The following is a 25,330-nucleotide window of genomic DNA, read 5'->3' as shown; positions in this document are numbered from 1 at the left end:
GTGGCGGTAAGTAGGAATGTAACAGTGATTCCAGCAATTAAACGAGTCGGAAATAATAAAAATAGTGAAAGCAAACCCAAAATTCGAGTGGCTGCTTACTGCCGTGTTTCAACGGATAGTGAGGAGCAGGCTTCGAGCTATGACATTCAGATTGAGCATTATACAAATTATATTAAGAAGAACAAGGAATGGGAATTGGCAGGGATTTTTGCGGATGACGGTATCACAGGTACAAATACCAAAAAGCGTGATGAATTCAACCGCATGATTGAAGAGTGCATGGCAGGCAATATTGACATGATCATCACAAAATCCATAAGCCGATTTGCCAGAAACACGTTGGACTGCCTTAAATACATCCGTCAGTTAAAGGATAAAAACATTGCTGTGTTCTTCGAGAAAGAGAATATCAACACTATGGATTCTAAGGGTGAAGTCCTGCTGACCATTATGGCATCCCTTGCCCAACAGGAAAGCCAATCCTTAAGCCAGAACGTTAAGCTGGGTATTCAGTATCGCTATCAGCAAGGTGAAGTTCAGGTCAACCACAAGCGTTTCCTTGGATACACCAAAGATGAAAATAAGCAATTGGTGATTGACCCAGAGGGTGCTGAGGTTGTTAAACGGATTTACAGGGAGTACCTTGAGGGTGCCAGCCTTTTGCAGATAGCAAGAGGACTGGAAGCAGACGGTGTTCTAACAGCGGCAGGCAAAGCAAAATGGAGACCTGAAACACTGAAAAAGATACTGCAGAATGAAAAATACATCGGGGATGCACTCTTGCAAAAGACCTATACGGTTGACTTCCTTTCCAAAAAGCGTGTCAAGAATAATGGTATTGTTCCCCAGTATTATGTGGAAAACAGCCATGAACCTATCATTCCCCGTGACCTTTTTATGCAGGTTCAAGAAGAGATGGTTCGAAGAGCGAATCTCCGAGGCGGTAAGGGCGGTAAAAAGCGAGTCTATAGTAGTAAATATGCCTTATCGAGTATTGTTTACTGCGGGCAATGCGGTGATATTTACCGACGAGTACACTGGAATAACCGAGGTTACAAGTCTATTGTTTGGAGATGCGTCAGCCGTTTAGAGGAAAAAGGATCTGAATGTACGGCCCCTACCATAAACGAGGAGACATTACATACAGCAGTGGTCAGGGCTATTAACGAACTTTTGGCTAACAAAGAGCCTTTCCTCTCAACGTTACAGAAAAACATAGCTACCGTACTTAATGAAAAAAATGATAATGCCACCGATGATATTGATAGAAAATTGGAAGAGTTACAACAACAGCTCCTTATCCAAGCAAAATCCAAGAATGACTATGAAGATGTGGCTGATGAAATTTATCGACTTCGGGAGTTAAAGCAAAATGCACTTGTAGAGAATGCAGAGCGAGAAGGGAAAAGGCAACGAATAGCTGAAATGACTGATTTCTTTAATGAGCAATCCTGCGAGTTAGAGGAATATGATGAGCAGTTAGTAAGGAGGCTTATTGAAAAAGTTACGATTCACGATGGCAGGGTTGAAGTGGAATTTAAGTCAGGCATTAGTATAGACATTGAAAATTGAATAGAAATAGTTATTAGAATCTAACACCTTGCTGAAATGCAGGGTGTTTTCATGTTTCTTTCGATGAGTCAATACAAATTAGTTTATTAGTATTTACAAAATACAAATTAGTGATATAATTCTTTATAGTGTAAATAGTGGAGGTGTAAACGGTGAATAAGAGTGTGACCTTTACGGTTGATGCGGATGTGTACGAGAAATTCTGCATCGCATTAAATTTAACAAATGAAACACAAAACACCGCAGTGGAAAGCTGTATGCGTTGGTATATTGCAAAAACTTTTGAAAAAGCATCACAAGCCTATAACCCAAAAACAGTAGCAAGACAGAATGAGGATGCAAACAAGGATTTTTACGGAAAAGCAAATCAACGAATCCCAGTATGGGCTGTTAAGCCGAATCAATATAATCACAAGATCATCCGTGCTTATTTCAAGGCAGTTGCTGCCACAGGTCGTGCTACCATAGATATGATGGAACGCTTATGCAGTGACCAAAACAACCCGGAACTGTACGTGCCGACTTTTAAGAATAATTACTCACAGATGAAGTTGGATGGACCTAAGAGCCACGGTAAAGTATTTGAGGATGACGGTGAAACGGTAACAATCTGGCACGAGGTAGAAGATACTTTGATGAAATATAAATCGAGTTTTTGTGATTAAAGGAGGCAACGAGTATGAGTAGATTAATAGATAACAGCATCACAATATATGAGGCTTTACAGAACATCAGAGACGGAAAGTATGTAATGCCTGCATTTCAAAGACAATTTGTATGGAGTATGGAGCAAATAGAGAAATTATGGGATTCCATATTGTTGGATTATCCTATTGCCACATTTCTGTTCTGGCACGTTGATGATTCCAATGTAACCTGGGATACATACTTCTGTAACTTTTTATCTGAAGTAACATTTGACAGTAGAAAACAGGCTGACAGTGTAAATTATGAATTAACCAGCATTAATGTTAAGAATACCGATACAGCGGTGCTGGATGGACAGCAGAGATTGACTTCTTTGTACTTATCACTGTTTGGAGAAGGGTATATCCGTCCGAATTATGCAAGAAAGAAATCCGGGGACAGGCTTGTTACCAAACTATTAATAGAACTGAACAAGAACAAAATTTCTGTAGATGAAGAAGAGTATAACAGTAAGAAATTTGACATCAAGTTTAGTGAAAAGGTTGGCAGATTAAGCCCTACACAATTTGAAATCAAAAACATCATCGATCAAAAATTCCAAGATGACTCTATGAGGGAAAAGGCCATCGAGGATGCTATTGCCAATGTTCCTGCAGACAGTAAGGAATATGCCCGAAACATTCTAAAAAAGCTATACAATAAAATTTTTGTAGAAAAGCTGGTCAGATATACGGAAATAACAGATATGAAACAGGATGATGCACTGGAGATGTTTGTAAGATTTAATAGTGGTGGTAAGCCATTGCGTAAGTCTGAAATTACGATGTCCATTCTTGAGGCATACTGGCCGAGTGCAAAGACAGAGTTCGGAAAGATACTTGTTGACTCATATGCAAATTTTGGAACGGACTTTATTATTCGTTCTGCACTGATGCTTTATGGTGATGTTGTAAAATCTAATATCAGTAAAAAAATAGCGGAAGAATTGAAGAATAACTGGAATGCCTTTAAGAAAGCATTGAAGGATCTGGAAAGAGTACTTAAAGGAATGAAGATTGAGGTGAGCCGTTTTTCAAGTAGTTGGAACGTGCTATTGCCTATCATCTATTACATTTATTATAACCCTGATTTTGATAAAAACACTGAAGGTGTCCGTGCTTATTTACTGAGAGCAATCTTTTTTACATATTTCCAATCTGGAACAACAGGAAAATTGCAACAGATGAAGAGTAATATCAATAGCTTTGACTATGAAATTACCATCGAAATGCTCGACCAGATGAATGATCTAAGAGTAACGGATGGCAAAATCGAAGATGTCCTTAATTCAGAAAAAGGCAGCAGAGTTGCTGGAGAGGTTTTGTATTACTTGAACCTTGACTGGACAAATAAAAATTTCAAGTACGAGCAAGATCATTTGCATCCAGAGAGCAGGTTTAACGGCAGCAAACCGATTTCTGTTAGTATGGAAGATTGGAAAAGATGGCGTGGAATGCGAAATCGTCTTCCTAATTTACATCTACTTGAAGGCAGAAGTAATGGTAGCAAGAATGATATGCGCCTCGTTGATTATTATAACGATATGAACGACGAACAAAAAGCGGAGTTTTGTAAACAAGCCATGATTCCGAAAGATGTATCACTTGAAATAGAGGACTTTGAAATATTTTACGAGAAAAGAAAGGCTATACTTACAGAAAAGATACGTGAGCTGTTAGGGTAATTCCATGTGAATAAAAAAATCGAGCGAAGTGCGAAATTTCAATATTTGAGGAGATAAAAGAAATATGTTTATTTTTCAAACAAGACCTTTTTGGAGAAGTATGGGGGTTCCAATAGATAAGGTACAAAAAAGATATAAAGAATTCTTTGGAGAACATAAACTGGTTATTGATAATCGAGATGAGGCACTTAAACTCCTGCTTAATGTTATCACAACAATCCAAAACCGAATGGTAAATAAGTTAAAACATGAAAACTCATATGATATGTTTATGAAATTATATTACATTTTTGACGAAGTGCATTATTTTTATTTGCGGGAAAAAGAAGCACGGAGCAAATTAGTAAGCATTAATGTTGATGATACAGATTTAACAGACACATTTGTTCAAAATAGAAATATAATGAGGAACATCATTGATGCGTGCAATGTGTGGATAGAAAATTGCGTATTATATCAGCATGATACTGATACTATGTCCAAGGCAAAAGATAGAGGATTTAAGATGGATTTTGATTTGCTGTTAGACTTATATTTATATGGTCTTGCTTCTCAAGGTGTTTCCCTCTTAACACTATCTAAAAATCTTGGTTCTCAAGAGCTATATTATGGGTTGACAGTAAATCCTTATGATTATTCACCTGCGGAAGTATTAAAGTACCACCCTATAATATTTTTTAATACAGCAATTACAGGAAATCAGAACATACTAGTAGAAACTCCATTAACTAGAGAAGCGAATAATACTGCATTCGGTAAGGGCTTTTACAAAGAGTATGATGTGGAATTTTTACTATTTTTAGCAGCTATAAAGGGATTTCAAGATGACCTGTTACGTGGTGACGAAAAGTCATTAACAGTGATTAGCAAAGAGTATTTTATTTATTTAGTGGAGAATTATACCAAACCTCAAATTGACGGAAGAGCCTTTTATGAAAGCTTTGTTTTAACAAAAGATAAAGTGAAAAGTCAATTGAGGAAGAAAGAAGATATCATATGGGTGATTGGAACAAATAAATACCGTCATGAACTTAGACCTTTTTTAGGCTTAGAAGATGGAAATATCTTAATTTCATATGGAGCAATAGAACAAGCCAAGCAATTATGGGTATCATATTTTAGCAATGGTGGTATGTGTTATACCAACGATTCAGATAATCTTACTAATGCCATGGGAAGGCGAAATAAAGAACTGTCTGATATTTTAATCGATAAAATTAGAGAGAAACTTAACAACCACTATACATCAAAGATTGATGAAAAAGATGTAAAATACCAAAGAATTTTTGGTGATCGAGAAATAGATTATGGTGATTTTGATGTTATATATTACACAGAAGATACAAAAGAACTTTTTTTAATTGAAGCAAAGTATTTTTCTGACTCACTAAACTCAAGTGGAATGGTTACAGACTATAAAAAGCTATTTGAGAAAGATGGGTATTATGACCGTTGCAGAAGGAGATATGATCTTGTACTTTCAGAACCTAAGAAAGTAAAGGAATTTATCGGTGCGGATGAGGATATAAAAGTGCATTTGATTTTCCTTACGTCAAAGCCAATCGAGTTGGAAATTCAAGATAATGACGGAGTTGTTACATTTCTTTCACTAGGAATATTTGATAAATATATAGAAGGAAAGTTGATTAATGATGAAGATGACAGCGTGGTTCGTCCAGTGAAGGTAATTTAACTGAGTGGATATGTTCCCGCCTACCGATAGTGCAAAAAGTGTCGTGGATATGTTTCCGAGAACGGACACGCTCAAATGACATTCATCCTGTCCTCTCAAGCCATGTGGAATGCGTGGCATTGCTTGTTTTAAAAGAAAATAACTAAACTCTATGAACTGCACTCTCGATTGTTAGGCAACGAACAATTGGAGGTGCAGTTTTTTTTATCTACCATCATAAACTCATTTCCATGATATTCTAATTCAAGAAACTTTTAAAATTTGAAACTTTTTATAGAGATAGATTCCACTAATTAGTAAAGGGGGGCAAGAGGATATGGAAACCGATACACATAAGGTCGTTATAAAAGCAATCAAGGGAAATAAGAAAGCCTTTGAAAAGTTAGTCCGGCAACATTATGAACAGATCTACCGAACGGCTTATCTTTATGTACATAACGAAGAGGATGCCTTGGATGTGGTTCAAGAAGCGACCTATCAGGCTTTTAAATCCATCCATTCTTTAAAACATCCAGAGTATTTCACAACGTGGTTAACGAAAATCGTTATTCGATGTTCTGCTCAACTACTAAAGAGAAAAAGTAATTTTGTTCCTATCAACGATGAGATTTTATCGAATTTATCAATGCCAACAACTGTAGACCATGTTGAATCAATGCAACTTCTAGCCGCTATTCAGGAGCTAAGAGAGAGTCATCGCACTGCTATTATTCTATTCTATTACTACGATTACTCGATAAAAATGGTAAGCGAATTAATGGAGATTCCGGAAAGTACTGTGAAAACTTATTTGAGTAGAGGGAAAGCGGAATTAAAAAAGTCCTATACAAATAAGGGGGACGAGTCTCATGGATAATAAGGAAATTAAGAATGCAATTGACCAAATACCTGTACCGAAAGAAAAAGTTTTTGCCGCTATCAACACAGGCATAAAAATGACAGGACATAGTAAAAAACGGAGAGTTCTTATAAGTCTAGGAACTGCAGCAGCTGTTCTTTTGATAACTTTTGTTTCTGGTTTCATTAATCCCACTATGAATCAAGTGTTGGCGAAAGCGCCTTTTATTGGTGGACTTTTTAAGGAGTTTAATGATTCGATAGGGCTAAGTTTGGCGAAACAGGATGCAGTCACAGAATTAAATCAGACTGTAACAAAAAACGGAGTAACGGTAAAACTGAACAGTGCTTATTTTGATGGAAATGTTGTTTCAATAACCGGATTTGTGGACGAAGGCGTTGACAATGGACGTAACGAAAAAGGAGAAGTAAGCTTTGATGTGAACTTCGAACACTATGAAGGAGATTATGACCCTTGGCTAGTAGCAAATGACATTAAGAAAGTGGAAAATGGATATAACTTTCAATGGAAAATGGAATATCCATATAAAACATTTCAGGAGAATTTTACTCTCCCGATTACGATCCATAATATAAACGGGATCGAAGGAGAGTGGAATTTTGATATTCCAATTCAACAAGAAAAAAATCGTTCACTTGTTATTAATCAGGAGCAAGAATATACAGAAGATGAAGTCAAAATTCGTATAAATGAGATTCTTACTGCAAAAGCGTCATCCTCATTTGTTTATGAGATTGTACGGAAGTATAAGGGGGACGAAATTTATTTAGATGTAGTTGATAATAAAGGAAAAAAGTATAGGTTTGGAGATCAAACATATCTTGAGGAATCGAAACAAGACGATGGCTATCATAGTACTGTACGGACAGAGATGACTAAACTCAATTCAGATGTTACTTCCCTTACTTTTTATCCACAGATAAATTTCACAGACTCTAGAGGAGAGCAGTTATTGGATAAAAGATCATTTGCATTAAAGAGCACACGCTTCAATGTAGGCTTGCAGGTAAATAATGTTATTCAAAAAGGCGAGCAACTAGTAATAGATTATCAGTTGACAGGGCTACCAAAGAATTTGAGTGAAAAAAGACTTGAAACAGTTACTTATAATTTGGAATACCTTTTCTGGTTGGTTGATAAGGACTATTTAACCGAAATTGACCCGGAAAATGCATGGCCCCCTGAGAATCACGGTATTCCTTTTAATAAAGTAAAAATGATTGATAAAGAAACTGCACATTTCCAATCTACTTTCGATTTAAATGGAGAAGAAAAGATTGAGAATTTTAAGTTGGAAAATACAATATTACTATTTGATTTTTCCAGCTTTGCTCCAAGTAAGAAATTAGAACCATTTACTATAGAACTTCCAGCAGAGAATGAGTAAACTCGCTAACATTTCGTGTTCGGTATGTATTAAAAGAAGGCAACTACCCCTTAGGGCGAGTTGTCTTTTATGTTTTATGAGAAATCGTTATGCTAACCTCTGGTTTTGGGATTAATATTTCAATAGATTATTTTGTTGCTCTTTCCATTCTGTGCCATAATGATATTTGATACAAGGAGTGATTGAGTATGCAAAAAATAATGATTGTTGAAGATGATCCGAAGATTGCAGAACATTTGAAAACACATATTGAAAAATACGGATATGCTGTAACTTGTGTGACTGATTTCGAACATGTAATGAATGCATTTTATGAGATAAATCCAGATCTTGTTCTTTTAGATATAAATTTGCCAAGCTTTGATGGGTATTATTGGTGCAGGCAAATTCGGACGGAGTCTGTGTGCCCTGTGATTTTTATCTCGGCTCGGATTGGAGAAATGGATCAGGTAATGGCTCTGGAAAATGGTGGAGATGATTATATTACGAAGCCATTTAGTGCAGAAATTGTCATAGCTAAAATTCGTAGCCAGCTGCGTCGTGCTTATGGAGAGTATGCCATTAGGCAAGAGGACCGGGTATTAGAAAATGCTGGTCTTAAATTTTTTCCGGAAAGATTGGAGTTGGCCTTTGGACACCAAACCATTTCTTTATCAAAAAATGAGGCAGATATTGTTGAAAGCTTGATGGAACGTTATCCACGAGTGGCTGGACGTGAAGCTTTACTAGAGAAACTTTGGGATGACCAGAGCTATGTTGATGAAAATACATTGAATGTAAACATCACAAGGGTTCGGAAAAAGTTTCAGGAAATTGGCATACAAGATGCAGTGGAAACGGTAAGAGGAGCAGGATATCGGTTGCAGGTTTCGTGGAAGGAAGATGAGGAATGAGATTGTTTTTTAGGGAGCATTCCTTACTGATTGTTGTACAGGCTATTCAAATGCTCGTTGTCCTTTCCATCTTCTGGTTTGATGGATATCGAGATATCCAGCTATTTTTTTACACAACTTTTCTCAATTTTTTCATTCTTGGCTGCTATCTGTTCTATTATTATATCTCACGTCAAAAGTTGTACAAGCGTTTGAATCAGCCACTAGAATCATTAGATGATAGCCTACAAAAAACAGATGATGCACCGATTTCCATCGCCTTCGATCAGGTATTACATAATCAGTACAGACTGTTTCAAAGTCAACTAGAATCAGTTGAAAAAGAGCAGGGCGAACATCGAAAGTTCATGGATCAATGGGTGCATCAGATGAAAACCCCTTTATCGGTCATTGAACTTACTGCCCAAAATTTAGATGAGCCCGAATCCTCCAACATCCGAGAAGAGACGGAACGAATGAAAACGAGCCTGAATATGGTCCTTTATATGGCACGTCTGAGAACAATTGAACAGGATTTTCATATTAAGCCGGTAAATCTCGTGAAATTAGTGGATGAAGTGAACGGAGAGAATAAAAGATTTTATATTCGTAACAAAGTCTATCCTAAGCTAGAAGTGGAAAAGGAAGGAATGATGGTTGAGACCGATGAAAAATGGCTATTTTTTATTCTCTCCCAGCTTATTAATAATGCTGTTAAATATTCTTCAGGAACTAGTGAACGTATTGTCACTTCTATTTATGCAAGAGGGAAAGAAGCAATTTTAGAAGTAAAAGACTTTGGTATTGGCATTCCAGAGGTGGACAAACGGCGGATTTTCGATCCCTTTTATACTGGGGAAAATGGCAGGAAATTTCGAGTATCCACGGGTATGGGGCTATATTTGACGAAGGAGACACTAGACACCCTCGGACACCGAATTGAAATGGAGTCAGAATTAGGGAAAGGTACAACCTTCCGCATCATTTTTACAGAAACTCAGAACCTTACAAGCTTGTAAGGAAAGTGAAAGAAGAATCGATAGTTAAGGTTGGAATGAGCAAGGTATACTAATCACAGATCAGAATTAGAAAGGGGATCTTGTGATGTTAGAAGTAAAACAGGTTAGTAAAATATATGAAGGTAAAATTGTCTATAAAGCTTTAAATGATATTAATTTTTCTGTTGAAGATGGGGAATTTGTTGGAATTATGGGTCCATCCGGTAGTGGGAAAACGACCCTTTTAAATATGATTGCGACAATTGATGAACCTACAACTGGGGAGATATTAATCAATGGAAGGAATCCACATCGCCTCAAAAAAGAGGAATTGGCGAAATTCCGTAGACGTGAACTTGGGTTTGTGTTCCAGGACTTCAATTTGCTTCACACTTTAACTGTGGAGGAAAATATCGTCCTTCCGTTGACTCTTGATGGGAAAAAGGTCAAGGAGATGAAGGAGAAGGCACAGGTCATCGCAGAAAAATTGGGGATTACCTCTATTATGAACAAACGCACCTATGAAATTTCTGGTGGTCAGGCACAAAGGGTTGCTGTGGCAAGGGCAATGATTCATGTGCCGAAGATGCTACTCGCTGATGAACCGACCGGAAACCTTGATTCAAAGTCATCGAAGGACGTTATGGAAATGTTGGAGTCTATCAATAAGAATGAACGTGCAACAATGTTGTTGGTAACCCATGATCCACAAGCGGCAAGTTATTGCGATCGGGTGATTTTTATCCGAGACGGAAAGTTCTATTCAGAAATTCATCGAGGAGATTATCGCCAAGCCTTTTTCCAAAGAATCATCGATACACTTTCTTTACTAGGAGGGGATGGCCATGACCTTTCGCAGATTCGCGTTTAATAATGTCGTACGTAATAAAAGGTTGTATGCTGCATACTTCCTAAGCAGCATATTTACGGTAATGGTATTTTTTACTTTTGCGATTTTCGCGTTTCATCCAGCTTTAGCTGGAAGTGATATGAATTCAAGTGTACAAAAAGGGATGAACATTGCATCAGGAATCATCTATGTCTTTTCCTTTTTCTTCATTCTATATTCCATGAGCTCATTCTTGAATACGCGGAAGAAAGAGTTTGGGTTATTGATGATGCAAGGGATGTCGGTTCGGCAGATTCGCTTAATGGTATGTATTCATGGAAAACATGGTGATTGGCTTTTTCGCGACAGTAGGTGGGATATTACTAGGCTTGATTTTTTCCAAAGGGATCTTATTGCTTGCGGAAAATGTACTTGTGATGAGTAACCAACTAAACTTTTATATTCCGATTCAGGCACTTATCATAACTTTTGTTTCCTTTATCCTGTTATTTTTCTTTATTTCGTTATTTGTATCCTATGTATTACGTAGTCGAAAGCTGATTGACTTAATTAAAGGAAATAAGAAGTCGAAGGGCGAACCAAAGGCAAATCTTTTTCTTACGATTTTAGCCGCACTCTTAATTGGAATCGGCTATGCAGTTGCCTTAATTGTGGAGGGAGTCGCTGTAGTAGTCGCATTGTTGCCAGTAGTTATTGTTGTGATTCTTGGAACCTATCTATTATTTACTCAGCTAAGTGTTTATTTGATCCGCAAAATTAAAAAGAATGACAATATCTTTTGGAAAAAAACGAACATGATTTTACTATCTGATCTTGCTTTCCGAATGAAGGACAATGCACGAACCTTTTTCATGGTGGCGATTGTTTCCACTGTTGCGTTTAGTGCAATTGGGACGTTGTTTGGTTTTCAAACTTTTCTTACGGAAGGGTTGAAAAATAGAAATCCTTATACGTTCTCATATTCAGCTGTTGAGCAAAAAGAGCAGGATATAGAGCTGATTAATAGAACCATTAAGGAAGAACATATGAAAGCCGATCAAGAGCAAACAATGCTTCATTATTATGAGATTGCTCAAGATTCCATCCTTATCGCTCGGGAATCGGATTTTAATCGCTTTGCTAGTTTACTTGGGGAAGACACAATTGATATTCAAAATGGACAAGTCAAAGTTGTTGAATTTACCGGGAATGAATTTGGACAAACGGAAGAATTGCTTGAGCAAGCCATTGAGTTGAATACTGGTGTTAGCTTAAAACCAGAGGAAGTTATTTATTCTAGAGCCCTACCTGCAACAGATTCATATTACCTCGTTTCTGATCAGGATTTCGAGAAACTACCAGCATCAAAGAGAGAAGAGTACCATCAAGTGTGGCAAGTAACGGCTGGGGAAGATAACATAATACCAGCTTCCGAAAAGTTAGCAGAAGTACTTTCTCCTGGTGAATTTTATGCTAGGGATTATGATGTCTATCAATTAAATAAGCAGTATGGGCTTGTATTATTCGTAGGGTTATTTATTGGGATTGTCTTTTTCGTTTCAGCGGGAAGTTTCCTTTATTTCCGACTCTACGCTGATTTAGATGAAGACAAACAAAAATACCGTTCTATTGCTAAAATGGGCTTAACGGAGAAAGAATTGAAAAAGGTTTTGACCCGCCAAACAGCTCTTCTTTTCTTCACACCAATTCTCGTGGCACTGATTCATGGTGCAGTAGCTCTGACTGCATTATCTCACTTCTTTTATTATGACTTAACGAAGATATCAATGATGGTACTAGGCATATTTTTAGTCATCCAAATTGCTTATTTTTACATTGTTCGCTTTTTCTATACAAAGCAGGTCAAAACTGTTCTTTAGTATGGACATGAATTTAAAATGGCTGTTTGAAAATTGGCAGGTAGAGAAAACTTAATCGTTTTCTCTGCCTGCCTTTTTAATTTTTTGCTCCAATTACGCCCCTAACTTTTCAGAGAAATTCAAACTCTTGTCATTTCCTCGAACAAATTATTCCTCATAGTGATCTTACTCACTACACTGATTCTCATTCGCAATTATGCTGTAAGTGAGAAAGCTAAGGAGGGGAATTCAATGAAAACCACAAATCCTCAAAATGAAAATAAGGATGTTCAAGCTTCATCAAAGGTTGGAACATGGATTTCTGTTGGAGTGGTTGCATTAGTCATTTTAGTTACTTATTTTACATTATTCGGTCTGTACATGGACAGAGTTTAAGGGGGGAACGAACATGCATCTCGATGAGAAAATTTGGCTCACATTGAGCTTCGGAATGATTATGATTTTTATGTTTATCACGGGCTATCAAACATTTGCCTTGGAAATGGGACCGCCAAGTAATAATGAACTGATTGATCCGCAAAAAGTGGATGAAACGGCACCATTTGATGAGCCTGGTATTAAACAAGTTGGGGAAAACGAATATGAAGTCGTCATGACTCTCCAAGTGTTTAGCTTTAACCCAATGGATATTGAGGTACCTGCAGGTTCAACTGTGCATTTCATTCTGACATCAAAGGACGTTGTACACGGATTTGAAATCGCTGGCACCAATGTCAATGCAATGGTAATGCCAGGACATATTCAAAAAATCACACAAAAATTTGATGAACCAGGTAAGTACTTAGTGTTATGTAATGAGTATTGTGGTGCCGGTCACCAAGTCATGAGTACAACAATTACGGTTAAATAAGGGAGGGAAGAACCGTGCAAACAAGTGTATCACAAAATAAGTTAGTGTCAGGTTTTACGGATAAAGCAAATAAAGCACTTGGTATTTCAAAACAAGATGCACTCATTTCAAAATCATATTTAGCCGTTGCTTTTATTGCATTGCTTCTAGGCGGACTACTTGGGTTATTACAAGGTCTAAACCGTGCAGGCTTGCTCGAACTACCTGCTTGGTTAAATTATTATCAAGTCTTAACGGCGCATGGCATTTTATTAGTTGTTGTGCTTTCCGCATTTTTCACGATTGGTTACTTTTATGCAGGACTTTCCCATACGTTAGGGGGACTGCTTCCTAAGGTTCGAAAAATTGCTTGGATTGGCTTTTGGACAAAAATTGTTGGTTTCGTATTAGTAGTGATTCCAATTTTAATGAATGAAGCTTCTGTTATGTATACTTTCTATCCACCAATGAAGGCACATCCAATGTTCTATTTCGGTTTGGCATTAATTGTTGTTGGTGTATGGTTCCTTGCCGCTGGAGCGTTTATAAATGTCGCTAATTGGAGAAAAAATCATAAGGGTGAGCACCTTCCAATTCTAGCTTTCTTTGCTACTGGTGTATTTGTTCTATTAGTCGGTGCAACTGCATTTGTTGCCGTTGAAGTACTTTTCATGATTATCCCATGGTCACTTGGATGGGTAGATACAATCAATGTTATGGTAGCACGTACATTGTTCTGGGCTTTCGGACATACAGCGGTTAACATTTGGTATTTAACGGCCGTTTCTGCTTGGTATGTCGTGATTCCAAAAGTAATTGGCGGAACACGCTTCAATGACTATTTAACACGAGTTGTGGTTATTGCCTTAGTTATTATGAATATTACAGGTGGATTCCACCATCAAATTATTGACCCAGGTATTTCGTTACCAATTAAATTCATGCACGTATTCATGAGCTTAGCAATCGGATTCCCGTCATTAATGACTGCTTATGCGATGTTTAGAGTATTCGAACGGACTGGAAGAAGAAAAGGAGCTAAAGGTGCTCTTGGTTGGATTAAGAAATTGCCTTGGGGCGATGTTCGCTTCTTATCACCATTTATCGCAATGGCTGCTTTTGCTCCAGCTGGTGCAGGTGGTATCGTTCAAAGCACAAACCAATTAGACCAAGTTGTTCATAACACAATGTGGATCGTAGGACACTTCCACTTAACACTTGGAATGTCTGTCGTGATGACATTCTTCGGTGTGAGTTACTGGTTAGTTCCATATATTTCAAATCGTGTGTTAACACCAAAAATGAACAAATTAGGCGTCATTCAAACAATTATTTGGACTATCGGTATGGTCATCATGGCATTCTCCATGCATACTGCAGGATTATTCGGAGCTCCAAGAAGAACTTCTTATACAACCTATGGTGATTTCTCAGCATCATTAGGCTGGGATCCATATATGGCAGCAGTAGGTGTAGGAGCGACATTATTACTTGTTGCGGTGATTATTCAAGTGTATGCCGTATTTAACATGATGTTCTTTGCACCAAAAGGTACAACTGAATTCCCAATTGCTGAAGTGGAAGCGGATGAAGCAAAAACTCCATATATGACAGAGCGTTGGGGCGTTTGGGTAGTAGTTATGCTAATCGTAATTGCGATGGCGTATGTTCTACCACTCACAGATATGATTGTAAATGCACCACCAGGATCACCACCATTTAAGACTTGGTGATTCCATAATGAAAGAGATAGCACCTTTTCTGGGCTGTCTCTTTCTACTTTAAAAACTTGTTATTAAGATTTGGGAAGTGATTTCGATGTTCAAAAATCGACATACGAATATATCCTTACTTGTTGTCATCTTGTTTGGCTGTGTGTTGTTTTATATTGGGACAGATGGTTTTAAGGCTTTTACCGAAGAAACAGCTAGGGTAAATAAGCTCGTGGATGAACAACCAGAGTTTCCAAACGTTACCCTTGAGGACAGTAAAGGAAGAACCTACTCGATATCTGAGTTTGAGGATAAGTATCTTTTTATCACATTCCTTTATACCTCATGTAACACCGTTTGTCCCCAATTGGAATATAACATGGCCCAAGTGTACGATTTACTACCAAAGAAATATATCGGAGAAGATATCGTATTCTTAAGTATAAGCTTTGATCCAGAAAGAGATGATCCGTCAACATTAGAAAGATATCGTAAGGCTTTTAAAAGTGATGGGGAAACTTGGAGGATGGCAAGAATTAAGGATCAAAATGAACTCGATTCATTGCTTGAAAAATTCGGAGTTATTGTGATACCAGATGGAAGAGGGAACTTCACCCATAACTCAGCTTTTTATCTCGTTGATAAAAATAGACGTTTAATTGATGTCATGGATTTTACAGAAAATGAGATGGCTGCCGACAAAGTGACAAGCATCCTTGAAAAGGAAGTGGGTCAACAATGATGACACAATTCATCTACGGACTGTTATTCTATATTTTCTTGATGCTTCCACCGGTTGCGAATTTAGTAGAATCAATCATGATTACCCATATGCATATGCAAATGCCGATGCTTGTAGTTTCAGGATTTTTAATGGCTGGCATTTTTCTAAAAAGATTTCCACGCTTTTTTGAAAAATGGAATAGCAACGGCATACCAGGAATTACATTGTTCATGATTGTCATTATTTATTGGACAATTCCTAGAACGATGGATGAAGCATTAACCTATCAAGCAATCGAAGCTTGGAAGTTTATTAGCTTGCCATTTTTAGCAGGATTTCCTTTACGGGATAGCTGGAAAAAGCTCACGAAGGCTGGCAAAAATCTGATTATCATTATTTTTACGGTGAAATATTTTGGAATGGGGGCTTTATATATTTGGTCAGAGGATCAGCTATGTAACAATTATTTAGTCATTGATCAATTAACACTAGGCTGGGGCTTCATTACAACAGCCATTTGTCTTGTCATTTATTTAGTTTATGCCTTTACGGTCGATCCAACAAAATATGAGTAAGTTTGGCAAATCGAAATCCTGATATAAGTCGTAAAAGTAATCTATAATATAAGTAGGATTATTTTTACTTAAAGGAGGGTTTCGATGACGGAGGAAAAAAAGGTCGGTTGGAACTTTGATAATAGTTATGCCGAATTACCGAAATCATTATATAGCAGCGTCAAGCCAAGTCCAGTTAGTTCGCCAAAGCTGATCAAGCTTAATGAGTCGGTAGCAAGAGAGCTTGGATTAGATGTTCAGGCATTAAAGTCTGATGAAAATATCGAAGTGTTTGCTGGCAATGATATTCCTGCCGGAGCATTTCCTTTGGCTCAAGCCTACGCAGGTCATCAATTTGGCCATTTTAATATGTTAGGTGATGGAAGAGCGGTTCTTCTAGGGGAGCATATTACACCGAAAAGTGAGAGAGTGGATATTCAACTTAAAGGTTCAGGAAGAACACCTTACTCACGTGGTGGGGATGGACGTGCCGCACTTGGACCAATGCTAAGGGAATATATTATTAGCGAAGCGATACATGCATTAGGAATTCCGACAACGCGAAGTCTTGCTGTGGTAACAACTGGGGACCCTATCTATCGAGAAGATAAGCTGCAGGGGGCAATCTTAACCCGCGTGGCTGCAAGTCATATTCGTGTTGGAACTTTTCAATATGTTGCTGCCTTTCAAGGAGAGAAGCTGAAGGAGCTTGCGGACTACACAATCAAGCGACATTATCCACATATTGACGATAACGAAAAAAAATATCTGAAGCTTCTTCAAGAAGTAATCAAACGTCAAGCGAAGCTTGTTGCCCAGTGGCAGCTTGTGGGCTTTATCCACGGTGTCATGAATACGGATAACATGACAATTAGTGGGGAAACAATTGATTATGGACCTTGTGCCTTTATGGATACGTATCACCCTGAGACCGTGTTTAGTTCGATTGATGTTCAAGGTCGCTATGCTTACGCGAATCAGCCCTATATGGCTGGATGGAACCTTGCTCGATTTGCCGAAAGTCTGTTAGGACTTCTCCATGAGGATCAAGAAGAGGCTGTTAAAATCGCACAAACTGAGATTACAAACTACAACGAATTGTATCAATCTAACTGGCAGGCGGGAATGAGAGCGAAGTTAGGACTCTTTAACGAAGAGGAAGAGGATAAAGTTTTGATTGATAACCTCCTCGGTATGATGCAAATGAACGAAGCCGATTATACGAATACGTTCAGAGCGTTAACTTTAAACGAACCACAGAGATCTAGTTTATTTAGTGCTGCTGAATTTGCCAGCTGGTATGAGAGATGGCGTCAAAGGCTTGGCCGACAGGAACAATCTTTAGACGCTGCACATAAATTAATGCGCACAACCAATCCAGCAGTCATCCCACGGAACCATAGAGTGGAGGAAGCGTTAGAAGCAGCTGAAAAGGGTGATTACGAAGTAATGGAACGTCTGCTAGCCGCTCTTTCTAACCCATTTACTTATACTCCTGAACAGGAGGAGTATTGCACCTTACCTGGCCCAGCTGATCAGCCTTATCAAACCTTTTGCGGAACATGATGAAAAAGCCGACAATGATTACGTCGGCTTTTTTGCTTATTTTGAAAGATGGTTTGATGCAGCTTCATCAGCAATGATGATCACATTTGGATGCTCACGAAGAATCGATGCTGGGAAATCCTCGGTGATTGCATTATCCTCTAATAAGCGAACAAGGGCTTCAGCTTTTTGTTCTCCTGAAACGAGAAGGAGAATCATTTTGCTTTCCATGATTGTTTCAATGCCCATCGTAATCGCTTGTGTAGGTACTTCATCTAGGCTTTCAAAAAATCTAGAATTGGCCTGACGTGTTGACTCATCTAAATCGACTACATGGGTTCGACTTGAAAATGAAGTACCTGGTTCGTTGAACCCGATATGCCCATTCAAACCTACTCCTAATACTTGAATGTCAACCTGATTAGCATTCGCGATAAGCTCTTCATAGTTTTTGCATTCAGCCTGTAAATCTACAGCTTTTCCATTAGGAAGGAAGGTTTGACTTGGAGAAATATCGACATGCTTAAAGAAGTTTTCCTGCATAAAAGAATAGTAGCTATTTGCATCAGTTCTTTCCATTCCTACATATTCATCTAGGTTAAATGTAGTGACATGCTGAAAAGAGGCTTTTCCTTCTTCATAGGCTTTGATTAAGTATTTATATAATCCCTCAGGAGTTGAGCCGGTAGCTAACCCTAGTACAGGCTTTTCTTTGCTTTGAATTAAATCTAAAATAAACGAACTTGCTTTTTGACTCATTTCATCATAATTTTTTACAGTTATTAGTTTCATAATATTCACCCTTTGTAAGCTATTGCGCCACGGCAAATTGTGTATTGGATATTAAATTGGTCGTCTACGAGTAAAAGGTCTGCATCTTTTCCAATCGAGATACTACCTTTCCGATCAAAGATGCCAATCTGTTTAGCAGGATTGACGGAGGCCATTTCAATAATCTCTGCGATAGAAACTCCATCAAGTTGAAGCATTTGCTGTGCACCTTCGTTCATTTTTAAAATGCTACCAGCAAGTGTGCCATCTTCAAGTACTGCACGGCCATTAGAAACCTTAACGGGTTGACCGCCAAGTTCGTAATCTCCTGGCTCTAAACCTTTCGCTCTCATGGAATCCGTAATCATAATTAGGCGTTCACTTCCGATGTTGTTGTACGCCAACTGCAGCATTTCAGGAGAAACATGAATGCCGTCACAGATCACCTCGGCACGTAATTCTTCTAATTGAAATGCAGCACCAACTACGCCAATATCGCGATGATGAATGCCAGACATCGCATTACATAAATGAGTAACTTGGCGAACACCTTCAGACACAGCCTTTTTCATTCCTGAAAAATTAGTATCGGTATGTCCAGCAGATACATTTACGCCTGACTTTTGAAGTGAGCTGATAAATTGGCCATCCTCGTCATGCTCAGGTGCTATTGTGATTGTTTTGATAAGGTTTCCAGAAAGAGACTGCCATTTATCAAATAAATCTAGGTTCGGATGAACGATATACTGCTGTGGCTGTGCGCCTGCACGCTTTTTATTCACAAATGGACCTTCCAAATGGATTCCGATAATTTCAGCTTGACCAGCTTTGTTTTGATAGTTTTTAACGTTGATTAACGCCTTTTCAACATTTTCAGGAGCTTGAGTAATTGTTGTAGGAAGGAAGCTTGTTGTGCCTTCACTTGGTAAGTTTGTGGCCATTGTATCGAGTGCAGCTTCTGTTGCATCCATTACGTCTGCACCATATGCACCATGGATATGTCCATCAATAAAGCCGGGAATCAGATTTAAATTGGTCCCATCAATTATGATTCTATTTTCAAGCTGCTCTGTTTCAAGTGATGTAGAAGTAACCTGAGAGATTGTCCCATTTTCAATCAAGAGGGAACCTTGATTAATTACTTCTTTTTCTGTGAAAATTTTAACATTCTTAATTAGTATGGACTTCATGAGTTCTAGTTCCTTTCTTTATAGACAGAAAAAGAGGAAGGTACTTCATTCTTTAAGTTTGTCTATATCATATGAAAAAAATCCAATCCAGTCTCGGCGGATTAGATTTTCTTCAGCTAAGGCTGTTTACGTAAGGCTGTTTTCGTAAAGATTGTTGTTAAAATCCTACTGCCGTTGGCCAGCGGCCGATTTTAACGTAGAAATAGTCATTTGGTGCATCGTAACTAGTTTACAAGCTCTTTTCTCATTGATTTACGACCAGATATCATTTAAAACAAAAATTAAATTCATTGATTTTTTGTAGAAAAAGCAACAATGAATGAGAAAAGAGCATTTCGCAAAGATATGCCTCTGTCTATCTAAATAAGTTCAACCATCATTCCTGGCTTAAGCCTCAATAATAATGGTACATCATCTTCATGAATCTTTCCAATCACATTGACTCGTTCATCGGCAGGTAAATCACGTAAAGTAATTTGAATTTCGCCTTGGTAACGTCCATAGAGTTGATTGTCCATCGTAATTGTACCAATAAGACGTAAGCTATTAGCGGAAGGAGCGATTGGTTCAATTGATCTTGTGTCCATAAATCGCAACACGTCTCTAGAAAAGTCTGGTCTTAATTGATAGATTCCTCGATGACCGAAGCCGTTCTCGGTACGAAGTGAAATCTTATTTTCATGATCAAATTTCACTAATCGTTCCAATAGCACTTCCCCAGGCTCAGGGTCTCCGATATACACATCTTCAACACCATCTTGGAAAAGCTCTAGTGCAGACAAGAATGGATCTGCAGTACGGTGGTCTTCAAGAGTGGGTAGCCCTTCAAATAGGGGACCCCTTTTTTCACCATCTCCAGGAACATAGGCACTGATTGGAATGCCATAGCGTTTATATAATTCATTTTGCTGACGGAAGAACTCTTTGCTCAAACCAGTCTCACGACGTGGATAAAAATTATGCCAACCAATGATATGCTCTGCTTTTAATCCTTGTGAGATAAGAGAGTCCAAATCTTTTTCGAATAAAATACTGGCGTTGACCGCAATTTTAAACTCGTTCGCTAATTCACAAATCAAGCTGTGGTCAAAGAAATCGTCTAAACGAAGTCCTGTTACACCTAGCTCCTTTAAGTCGAAAAAACTATCAATCCCTAAATGAGAAGGTGTTTTATAGGATACATCCGCAAAAACTTCAATCCCATTTTGGTTGGCTAGCTTTAATAGATTTTTTGCTCGTTCAGCTAATTCACCTTGTTCTTCAGGGAGGTGAAGCGAGGTAAACGCTCGCTTCACACCCATTTTTCCTGCAAGAACAATTAGTTCTTCTGCTAGATTGTCATTTAAATAGAATGATATTCCGATCAATCGTATTCAACTGCCATTTCATCTTTAAATCCGAATAGGTAAGTGAAAATGAAACCAGCTACATAAGCTACTAATACGCCTAGTAAATATAGAAGAATTTGGCCAGTACCATCTACAAGGAAGGCAAGTGGTAAACCGGACACCCCAACGGCAACAGTTGCCACATTAAAGAACGCTTGGAAAGCTCCTCCGACACCTGCACCTAGACATGCTGTAATAAATGGTCTACCAAGTGGAAGTGTAACCCCGAAAATTAGTGGTTCACCAATTCCTAAAATACCAGATGGAAGTCCGCCGCCGATTGCTTTCTTTAAACGAGGCTTCTTTGTTTTGAAATAAATCGCAAATGCAGCACCGACTTGACCAGCACCACCCATTGCCAGGATTGGTAATAATGGGTCATCCCCAATGGTATTGATTAATTCTAAGTGTACAGGTGTTAAACCTTGATGCAAACCAGTTACAACTAATGGAAGGAAAGTAGCACCAAGGACGAATCCAGCGACAATTCCACCAAAATCTAAAACAGCAAGTAAACCTTTTGTAATGACGTCAGAGATGAATCCACCAACAGGCATAAAGACAATATAAGTGACAATACCAGTAACCAATAAAGCGATTGTTGGCGTCAAGATAATATCAAGTGACTGAGGAATAAATTTACGTACACGTTTTTCAACGATAGCAATGAAAATAGCTGCAAGTAAAACACCAATAAGTCCGCCACGTCCTGGGACGAGTTCTTTACCGAATAAAATAATTGTTGCAGCTGCGGGATTAAGAATTAAGATCCCAGCTAATCCACCAAGTGCCGGTGAACCACCGAATTCTTTCGCCGCGTTAATACCGACTAAAATACCAAGGTAAGTGAATAATCCTCCACCAATAACCGTTAAGATAATAGCAAGCTGTGATTCAGCAGCTAACCAGCCAGCTTGAATAGCTGCCTTTGAAATCCCTGTGATTAAACCAGAAGCTACTAGGGCCGGAATTAATGGAATAAAGATACTCGCAATTTTATTTAAGAAAAGCTTGAAAGGTGTTGCGTTCTTTTTCTTTAATTCAGATTTCACACTTGCGGCGCGGTCTTTTAAATTAATCTCGCCGCCAACTAATTTCCCAAACTCATCCGTAACTTTGTTGACCTTACCAGGTCCGAGGATGATTTGTATTGTATCTTCCTCAACAACTCCGATTACGCCGTCGATCTTTTTAATAGCATCTTTATTCACAAGTGATTCATCTACTGGAGTAACACGAAGTCTTGTCATACAGTGTGTGTAAGCCGCAACGTTCTGTGAACCACCAAGCTGTTCTAATATTTGTTCAGCAAGAATTTTATTATTATCTGCCATAATAGGCTCCCCCCATCATTTTCATTTTGATGATCGATCTTTTAGAAATTGGATTGCACCTCTCGTTTTGTCGATATAATCGACCGTCTCTTCAAATTGCTCAGATGCCATGCATAAGAACAAAATATCAATCATGAAAAGCTGCGCTAGTCGAGAGGATGTGGCAGCGCTTCTAAATGGAGCTTCTGCAGAATGAGAGGTAAATAACTTCATATCTGCTAAGTCTGCAACAGAAGATTGCCCGTATTTTGTTAAGCTAATGGTTTTCATGCCTTGTTCTTTTGCTAATGCCATCACATTAATAACTTCAGGCGTTTCTCCTGAAAAAGAGATTCCAAACAAGACATCGTCTGGCTCGGCATTCGCGATCAAAGTTGCCACTAAATGTGTGTCAGAAAAAGCTGTCGAGCTCTTTTTGATACGAAGCAATTTCTGTTGAGCATCTGTGGCGATGATATGTGAAGCTCCAATGCCAAAGAAATGAACATTTTTGGCGGCTAATAGTGCTTGAACAGCCTTCTCTAACTCTTCATAATGGATAACTTCAGCAGAATCACGTAGGCTCTGAATACTGTTGCTTAACGTTTTTTGTACGATATCTTCGCTCTTTTCGCCACGTTCAAAATCCCTGTACCCTTGTTCAACCGGTTTCCCTAAGTCGCTAATTATACGTATTTTTAATTCTTGAAACCCCTTGAAACCGAGTGATTTACATAGTCTGATGACCGCGGCACCACTTGATTCGGTAATTGCTGCTAATTCACTAACTGTGCAGTTTACAGCTTCATGTGGAGATTGCAGAATATACTGGGCGATTTTTCTTTCAGACTCTGGCAATTGTCCCAGCATATTTTCGATGATTTTTAATCCACCGGAAATAATCGTGATACATCACCTCCTTAAACCGAAAATTCTAGTTTACTTATTAATTGCTCTGCGAACGTATCCGTCTGCTTCTTCAAGTAATTTTACGGCTTCATCTTTTGTTACGTTGTTTGCCAGCATGACGATAGCCACTTTTACTTGTTGGTTAGATGCTTGAAGTGCCTCGAGGGCTTCTTCATAGCTAACACCAGTAATTCTCGTGATGATGTTGATGGCACGTTCTTTCAATTTCTCGTTGCTCACATGAACATCAATCATCAGATTTTCATAGGCTTTCCCTAATAAAATCATGGAAGATGTTGAAATCATGTTAAGGACCATTTTATGAGCAGTCGCTGCTTTTAATCTTGTTGATCCAGTTAATACTTCAGGTCCAACAACTACTTCAATTGCCTGGTCTGCTTCCTTACTAATAAGGGCATTTTTGTTACAAGATAGAGCAACTGTTTTAGCACCGATGCTGCGAGCGTATTGGAGTGCACCAATGACATAAGGTGTTCTTCCACTTGCTGCGATTCCAATCACGGTGTCCTTTTCTGTAAGGTTAATTGCTTTTAAATCAGCTACTCCAGCTTCTGGTTTGTCTTCTGCACCTTCTACAGCCTTAACAAAAGCATTTTCACCACCGGCGATAATTCCTTGTACCATTTCAGGTGGGGTGCTAAATGTCGGAGGACATTCTACAGCGTCTAGAACACCTAAACGACCGCTTGTTCCAGCTCCAATATAAACAAGTTTTCCTCCTTGTTTAAAGGATTCGAGCGTGTATCGAACAGCAACTTCGATATTGGGTAGTTCTTCTTCAACTGCTTTTGCAATCTTTTGATCGTCGTCATTCATGATTTTTAATATATCCATTGGTTCAGCTGTATCGATTTGCATAGAACGCTCATTGCGAGATTCTGTTGTTAACGTTTTCAAATTATGTTGCATGGTAAAGTTCCTCCGTGTTTTTGGCTTGATGTCGTTTTCATCTGTTCACCACTAATATATCTCCTTCAAAACAAAATTTCAATAAATTTTATAAAATAATGAAATTTTATTTCAATATACTTTTACATCATAATAAGTTTTGCCAAAAAAAGGGTGTCTTATTGACCAAGAATTGTGCTGGATTTATGATTAAACTACTAAATTGGAGCTTGAGGGGGAGTTGGGGTTTGGAAGCAATTGTTCTTGCAGCTGGTTTTTCTAGTCGAGCGAAGGATTTCAAAATGCTGTTACCCCTCGGGGAGAAATCGATTCTAGAGCACACGATTTCGAAATTCGAAGGGGTTTGCAAAAGAGTCATTGTTGTAAGTGGATACAGAGCTGAGGATGTTCAAGAAGCTATCTCACAAATCCATTCAATAGAAATAAGATATGTTTATAATGAGAATTTTGATTTGGGGATGTTTAGTTCCATTCAAAAGGGCTGTGAAGAAATAAGTGCAACAGAATTTTTTATCACGCCGGGTGACTGTCCACTGGTGAAGAAGGAAACCGTTCAGACCTTAGCAAGAGTTAAGGAGAATGTTGTCATTCCAAGTTACGAACATAAGGGTGGACATCCGATTAAGCTAACGAATGAAGTTCAAAGAGCGATTCTTGCGGCTGGAGCAGATAGTAATCTGCGAACGATACTCCAAGGTTTTGTGAAAAAATATGTAAATGTAGATGACCCTGGTGTACTTATGGATCTAGACACACCAGAGGATTATAAAAGAATCATAGAATACTATGAGGAACAAATTGAGTGACTGTTGCCTGGGACATTAAAGTGGCAGTTATTTTTTTTGTTTAATCGCTAGTTGATAGGGGCGGAAAGCGAGTGAATGAAGAGAAATCAATGATGTGAAAAAATAATGTAATTTTCAGAAAAATAATGTGAGATGTTCTGACAAAAACCATTTTTTTAAAATCAGATTCATATATAATTAATAAAATTCATTTTACAG

General features: G+C 38.3%; 22 protein-coding genes and 1 pseudogene. 17 read left to right on the top strand and 6 right to left on the bottom strand.

Annotated elements, in window-relative coordinates; translation table 11 throughout:
• From FAR12_RS10185 to FAR12_RS10115, 16 genes and pseudogenes are all read left to right on the top strand, one after another.
• Positions 1-1,572 (top strand): recombinase family protein, encoded by a 1,572-nt coding sequence (locus FAR12_RS10185; protein ID WP_113784434.1) that lies wholly within the window; start codon positions 1-3, stop codon positions 1,570-1,572.
• A gap of 152 nt (positions 1,573-1,724) precedes the next feature.
• Entirely contained in the window at positions 1,725-2,237 is a 513-nt protein-coding gene (locus FAR12_RS10180; protein WP_126408596.1) for a hypothetical protein, read from the top strand.
• A gap of 14 nt (positions 2,238-2,251) precedes the next feature.
• On the top strand, positions 2,252-3,943 hold the full coding sequence (locus tag FAR12_RS10175) for a DUF262 domain-containing protein (RefSeq protein ID WP_126408595.1): 1,692 nt from the start codon (positions 2,252-2,254) through the stop codon (positions 3,941-3,943).
• A 64-nt stretch (positions 3,944-4,007) separates the two neighbouring features.
• The gene (locus tag FAR12_RS10170) at positions 4,008-5,636 is read left to right on the top strand and encodes a hypothetical protein (protein ID WP_113784437.1); all 1,629 of its coding nucleotides are present in this window, start codon (positions 4,008-4,010) and stop codon (positions 5,634-5,636) included.
• A gap of 316 nt (positions 5,637-5,952) precedes the next feature.
• Positions 5,953-6,492, top strand: a complete 540-nt coding sequence (locus FAR12_RS10165) for a sigma-70 family RNA polymerase sigma factor (protein WP_126408594.1) — start codon at positions 5,953-5,955, stop codon at positions 6,490-6,492.
• Complete coding sequence (locus FAR12_RS10160) at positions 6,485-7,882, top strand: DUF4179 domain-containing protein (protein ID WP_126408593.1); 1,398 nt, start codon at positions 6,485-6,487, stop codon at positions 7,880-7,882. Before FAR12_RS10165 ends, FAR12_RS10160 begins: the two co-directional genes overlap by 8 nt.
• A 188-nt stretch (positions 7,883-8,070) precedes the next feature.
• Entirely contained in the window at positions 8,071-8,775 is a 705-nt protein-coding gene (locus FAR12_RS10155) for a response regulator transcription factor (RefSeq protein WP_126408592.1), read from the top strand.
• Complete coding sequence (locus FAR12_RS10150; protein WP_126408591.1) at positions 8,772-9,773, top strand: sensor histidine kinase; 1,002 nt, start codon at positions 8,772-8,774, stop codon at positions 9,771-9,773. Before FAR12_RS10155 ends, FAR12_RS10150 begins: the two co-directional genes overlap by 4 nt.
• An 85-nt stretch (positions 9,774-9,858) precedes the next feature.
• Positions 9,859-10,623 carry an ABC transporter ATP-binding protein gene (locus FAR12_RS10145; protein ID WP_126408590.1) on the top strand — a complete coding sequence of 255 codons (765 nt, stop codon included), beginning with the start codon at positions 9,859-9,861 and terminating at the stop codon, positions 10,621-10,623.
• Positions 10,598-12,461, top strand: a pseudogene (locus FAR12_RS10140) (ABC transporter permease). The gene FAR12_RS10145 and the pseudogene FAR12_RS10140 overlap by 26 nt, the downstream one beginning before the upstream one ends.
• Before the next feature lie 231 nt (positions 12,462-12,692).
• On the top strand, positions 12,693-12,836 hold the full coding sequence (locus tag FAR12_RS23400) for a hypothetical protein (RefSeq protein WP_170972160.1): 144 nt from the start codon (positions 12,693-12,695) through the stop codon (positions 12,834-12,836).
• Positions 12,837-12,849: 13 nt separating this feature from the next.
• Positions 12,850-13,311 carry a cytochrome c oxidase subunit II gene (locus FAR12_RS10135; protein ID WP_126408589.1) on the top strand — a complete coding sequence of 154 codons (462 nt, stop codon included), beginning with the start codon at positions 12,850-12,852 and terminating at the stop codon, positions 13,309-13,311.
• 14 nt (positions 13,312-13,325) lie between these two features.
• Positions 13,326-15,023 (top strand): cbb3-type cytochrome c oxidase subunit I, encoded by a 1,698-nt coding sequence (locus tag FAR12_RS10130; protein ID WP_126408588.1) that lies wholly within the window; start codon positions 13,326-13,328, stop codon positions 15,021-15,023.
• An 85-nt stretch (positions 15,024-15,108) separates the two neighbouring features.
• On the top strand, positions 15,109-15,744 hold the full coding sequence (locus tag FAR12_RS10125) for an SCO family protein (RefSeq protein ID WP_126408587.1): 636 nt from the start codon (positions 15,109-15,111) through the stop codon (positions 15,742-15,744).
• Positions 15,741-16,301 (top strand): hypothetical protein, encoded by a 561-nt coding sequence (locus FAR12_RS10120; RefSeq protein WP_126408586.1) that lies wholly within the window; start codon positions 15,741-15,743, stop codon positions 16,299-16,301. The genes FAR12_RS10125 and FAR12_RS10120 overlap by 4 nt, the downstream gene beginning before the upstream one ends.
• An 84-nt stretch (positions 16,302-16,385) precedes the next feature.
• Entirely contained in the window at positions 16,386-17,846 is a 1,461-nt protein-coding gene (locus FAR12_RS10115) for a protein adenylyltransferase SelO (RefSeq protein WP_126408585.1), read from the top strand.
• A 36-nt stretch (positions 17,847-17,882) separates the two neighbouring features.
• Here FAR12_RS10115 and nagB read toward each other — a convergent pair whose 3' ends face one another.
• The 6 genes from nagB to murQ form a co-directional block, all read right to left on the bottom strand.
• On the bottom strand, positions 17,883-18,617 hold the full coding sequence (gene nagB / locus FAR12_RS10110; RefSeq protein WP_126408584.1) for a glucosamine-6-phosphate deaminase: 735 nt from the start codon (positions 18,615-18,617) through the stop codon (positions 17,883-17,885).
• 5 nt (positions 18,618-18,622) lie between these two features.
• On the bottom strand, positions 18,623-19,786 hold the full coding sequence (nagA, locus tag FAR12_RS10105) for an N-acetylglucosamine-6-phosphate deacetylase (protein WP_126408583.1): 1,164 nt from the start codon (positions 19,784-19,786) through the stop codon (positions 18,623-18,625).
• Positions 19,787-20,145: 359 nt separating this feature from the next.
• The gene (locus FAR12_RS10100; protein ID WP_126408582.1) at positions 20,146-21,153 is read right to left on the bottom strand and encodes a MupG family TIM beta-alpha barrel fold protein; all 1,008 of its coding nucleotides are present in this window, start codon (positions 21,151-21,153) and stop codon (positions 20,146-20,148) included.
• Entirely contained in the window at positions 21,150-22,508 is a 1,359-nt protein-coding gene (locus FAR12_RS10095) for a PTS transporter subunit EIIC (RefSeq protein ID WP_126408581.1), read from the bottom strand. The genes FAR12_RS10100 and FAR12_RS10095 overlap by 4 nt, the downstream gene beginning before the upstream one ends.
• Positions 22,509-22,529: 21 nt before the next feature.
• Positions 22,530-23,390, bottom strand: coding sequence for a MurR/RpiR family transcriptional regulator (locus tag FAR12_RS10090; RefSeq protein WP_126408580.1), 861 nt, complete (start codon positions 23,388-23,390; stop codon positions 22,530-22,532).
• Between the two features lie 36 nt (positions 23,391-23,426).
• Entirely contained in the window at positions 23,427-24,326 is a 900-nt protein-coding gene (murQ, locus tag FAR12_RS10085) for an N-acetylmuramic acid 6-phosphate etherase (protein ID WP_126408579.1), read from the bottom strand.
• A gap of 227 nt (positions 24,327-24,553) precedes the next feature.
• On the opposite strand from murQ, the gene FAR12_RS10080 reads away from it, so the two are divergent.
• Positions 24,554-25,132 (top strand): nucleotidyltransferase family protein, encoded by a 579-nt coding sequence (locus tag FAR12_RS10080; protein ID WP_170972159.1) that lies wholly within the window; start codon positions 24,554-24,556, stop codon positions 25,130-25,132.
• Positions 25,133-25,330: the final 198 nt, after the last annotated feature.

It is taken from the genome of Bacillus yapensis, from assembly GCF_005280205.1.
GTDB lineage: Bacteria > Bacillota > Bacilli > Bacillales > Cytobacillaceae > Robertmurraya > Robertmurraya yapensis.
This window is presented reverse-complemented; position numbering and strand designations above follow the sequence as displayed.

Bases quoted from the DNA above. Each gene is read 5' to 3' on its own strand.
- FAR12_RS23400 (WP_170972160.1), top strand. From the start codon at position 12,693: ATGAAAACCACAAATCCTCAAAATGAAAATAAGGATGTTCAAGCTTCA.
- FAR12_RS10125 (WP_126408587.1), top strand. From the start codon at position 15,109: ATGTTCAAAAATCGACATACGAATATATCCTTACTTGTTGTCATCTTG.
- FAR12_RS10160 (WP_126408593.1), top strand. From the start codon at position 6,485: ATGGATAATAAGGAAATTAAGAATGCAATTGACCAAATACCTGTACCG.
- FAR12_RS10165 (WP_126408594.1), top strand. From the start codon at position 5,953: ATGGAAACCGATACACATAAGGTCGTTATAAAAGCAATCAAGGGAAAT.
- murQ (WP_126408579.1), bottom strand. From the start codon at position 24,326: ATGCAACATAATTTGAAAACGTTAACAACAGAATCTCGCAATGAGCGT.
- FAR12_RS10115 (WP_126408585.1), top strand. From the start codon at position 16,386: ATGACGGAGGAAAAAAAGGTCGGTTGGAACTTTGATAATAGTTATGCC.
- FAR12_RS10095 (WP_126408581.1), bottom strand. From the start codon at position 22,508: ATGGCAGATAATAATAAAATTCTTGCTGAACAAATATTAGAACAGCTT.
- FAR12_RS10135 (WP_126408589.1), top strand. From the start codon at position 12,850: ATGCATCTCGATGAGAAAATTTGGCTCACATTGAGCTTCGGAATGATT.
- nagB (WP_126408584.1), bottom strand. From the start codon at position 18,617: ATGAAACTAATAACTGTAAAAAATTATGATGAAATGAGTCAAAAAGCA.
- FAR12_RS10155 (WP_126408592.1), top strand. From the start codon at position 8,071: ATGCAAAAAATAATGATTGTTGAAGATGATCCGAAGATTGCAGAACAT.
- FAR12_RS10145 (WP_126408590.1), top strand. From the start codon at position 9,859: ATGTTAGAAGTAAAACAGGTTAGTAAAATATATGAAGGTAAAATTGTC.
- nagA (WP_126408583.1), bottom strand. From the start codon at position 19,786: ATGAAGTCCATACTAATTAAGAATGTTAAAATTTTCACAGAAAAAGAA.
- FAR12_RS10175 (WP_126408595.1), top strand. From the start codon at position 2,252: ATGAGTAGATTAATAGATAACAGCATCACAATATATGAGGCTTTACAG.
- FAR12_RS10120 (WP_126408586.1), top strand. From the start codon at position 15,741: ATGATGACACAATTCATCTACGGACTGTTATTCTATATTTTCTTGATG.
- FAR12_RS10170 (WP_113784437.1), top strand. From the start codon at position 4,008: ATGTTTATTTTTCAAACAAGACCTTTTTGGAGAAGTATGGGGGTTCCA.
- FAR12_RS10150 (WP_126408591.1), top strand. From the start codon at position 8,772: ATGAGATTGTTTTTTAGGGAGCATTCCTTACTGATTGTTGTACAGGCT.